This is a genomic window from Acinetobacter sp. YH16053, from assembly GCF_013417035.1.
GTDB lineage: Bacteria > Pseudomonadota > Gammaproteobacteria > Pseudomonadales > Moraxellaceae > Acinetobacter > Acinetobacter towneri.
In genome coordinates this window covers 1-2,226 of record NZ_VPEP01000088.1, presented here as the reverse complement: position 1 = coordinate 2,226, position 2,226 = coordinate 1, and the positions used below count along the sequence as shown (strand labels likewise).

The following is a 2,226-nucleotide window of genomic DNA, read 5'->3' as shown; positions in this document are numbered from 1 at the left end:
CCCAACGAATCGAGCGAAAGCGAGATTCAATAGAGTTTGAGCGTAGCGAAAACCAAGGGCAATTTTTCCTTGCCTGGGCTTTTAATTATTTTAAAGTTTTTAAATACTTTTAGACACGCTGAAAGCCTTTATTGGCAATACTTTCAAAGGCTATATGACACCGTTTACCTTGCAATATGACACCGTTTACCTTGCAATATGACACCGTTTACCTTGCAATATGACACCGTTTACCTTGCTTATAGCACTAAAATTAATTATTGTGTCATAGCATAATAAATAATACTGGTGCTTCATGAGAGAATTAGTTGTAAAAGACAATGCCTTAATTAATGCAAGCTATAACTTAGATTTAGTAGAACAACGTTTAATTTTATTGGCCATTGTTGAGGCAAGAGAAAGCGGGAAAGGTATTAATGCTAATGATCCCCTTGAAGTACATGCAGAAGGTTATATCAATCAATTTGGCGTACATCGCAATACGGCTTATCAAGCATTAAAAGATGCCTGTAATGATTTATTTGCAAGACAATTTAGCTATCAAAAAATAAATGAAAGAGGGAATATTGAGAACTATAGATCCCGTTGGGTTAGTGAAATTGGATATGTAGATAATGAAGCAGTGGTTAAGCTTATCTTTGCCCCTGCCATAGTTCCATTAATTACACGCTTAGAAGAGCATTTTACTAAATACGAATTGCAGCAAGTTAGTAATCTCAGTAGTGCTTATGCTGTTCGTTTATATGAGTTATTAATTGCTTGGAGAAGTACGGGCTCTACTCCAATTATAGAGCTAAGTGATTTCCGTCAAAGAATTGGCGTACTCGATACAGAGTACAAGCGTATGGAACGCTTTAAAACTAGTGTACTTGAGCTTGCTATTAAACAAATTAACGAACATACAGATATCACTGTGAAGTATGAGCAACACAAAAGAGGTCGATCAATTTCAGGATTCTCTTTTACTTTTAAACAGAAAAAGAAGGACAACCCACCGATAGAAAGAGATCCGAATACGTTAGATCTCTTTACGAAGATGACTGATGCACAACGCCATATGTTTGCAAATAAACTTTCTGAACTTCCTGAAATGGGTCGTTATTCCCAGGGAACTGAAAGCTATCCGCAATTTGCTGTTCGTATTGCTGAGATGCTGCAAGACCCTGACCGAATAAAAGAACTATACCCATACCTAAAAAAAGTGGGATATATGCCATCAAATAAAAAGGACACCGTAAATGGCTAAGTTATCACTAAGTGAAGTATCTAAAAAATTTCATGTGGATAGATCAACCATTTACAGAGCTGTACGTAATGGACGTTTATCACGCTCCAGTGATGGACAATTCGATCTAGCAGAGGTCATACGATGCTTTGGAGAACCTGAGCAAACATCTCAAAAAATTGAATCATCTAAGCAAGAAGGTGATGAATCTACAAAAAAACTTATTGCCCATTTAGAAAATGAAGTCAAAAAATACCAAGAACGTGAAGAACGGTTAATGCAACAAATTGACCGTATGCAAACACTCATTGAGCTGAAAAGTGTTGCACCTGCCACAGCAGCACCACAACAAGATGCTACGGCATGCGACACCGACATGCCACAGCATGCGACAACACAACAAGACAATGATAATAAAAAGAATAATGCATTAAATATTGCAGAAAATGTGGCGGTGCCACAGCAAGAAACTACGGCATACCACACCCAAACGCTACAGCATGCCACGTTGCAAAATGTGGCAGTGCCACAACACAAAAAACGTGGCTTATTTGGCCGTGTGCTGAATGCTGTTTTTGATAATGACTAAGGGAGAGAGATCATGCCGAAACTGAAAGACATTGCCCTGGGAATTATTGTGGCCCCGCTGCTGATCCCGATCATGCTGATTGCATCGTACCAGGATAAAAAGGCACTGAAGAAAGAGCTGAATGAACGCCAAAAAGAAAAAGACCAGGCATCCTGATTATTCAATTGACCTAATCAAGATCGTGGAACATTGTTCACTTATTAAGCGTGGAACATGAAAAATCATGAAAAAGCCGTTCCAGTGCGCTGAACCCTAGAACGGCTTTGACTAAGCTATTGATGCTTATAGGAAAATTTCAAGCATTTCGTATAAGGTGTATTATGTTAATTTTAGGGAAATTTAAGAATCTCTATGCAATGGTTTATTCAATATTCTTTGATTTCTTATCTTTTAGGTTAATCAGAAATAGCCA

Annotated in this window: 3 protein-coding genes; all 3 read left to right on the top strand. The window is 37.9% G+C overall.

Annotated features, from left to right (window positions below; translation table 11 throughout):
• Positions 1–295: 295 nt before the first annotated feature.
• From repM to FTV43_RS15100, 3 genes are read left to right on the top strand one after another with little or no spacing between them, the layout of a single operon-like run.
• Complete coding sequence (repM, locus tag FTV43_RS15110; protein ID WP_179995805.1) at positions 296–1,246, top strand: replication initiation protein RepM; 951 nt, start codon at positions 296–298, stop codon at positions 1,244–1,246.
• Entirely contained in the window at positions 1,239–1,814 is a 576-nt protein-coding gene (locus tag FTV43_RS15105; protein ID WP_179995804.1) for a plasmid replication DNA-binding protein, read from the top strand. The genes repM and FTV43_RS15105 overlap by 8 nt, the downstream gene beginning before the upstream one ends.
• 12 nt (positions 1,815–1,826) lie before the next feature.
• The gene (locus FTV43_RS15100; protein WP_001125248.1) at positions 1,827–1,970 is read left to right on the top strand and encodes a hypothetical protein; all 144 of its coding nucleotides are present in this window, start codon (positions 1,827–1,829) and stop codon (positions 1,968–1,970) included.
• Positions 1,971–2,226: the final 256 nt, after the last annotated feature.

Bases quoted from the DNA above. Each gene is read 5' to 3' on its own strand.
- repM (WP_179995805.1), top strand. From the start codon at position 296: ATGAGAGAATTAGTTGTAAAAGACAATGCCTTAATTAATGCAAGCTAT.
- FTV43_RS15100 (WP_001125248.1), top strand. From the start codon at position 1,827: ATGCCGAAACTGAAAGACATTGCCCTGGGAATTATTGTGGCCCCGCTG.
- FTV43_RS15105 (WP_179995804.1), top strand. From the start codon at position 1,239: ATGGCTAAGTTATCACTAAGTGAAGTATCTAAAAAATTTCATGTGGAT.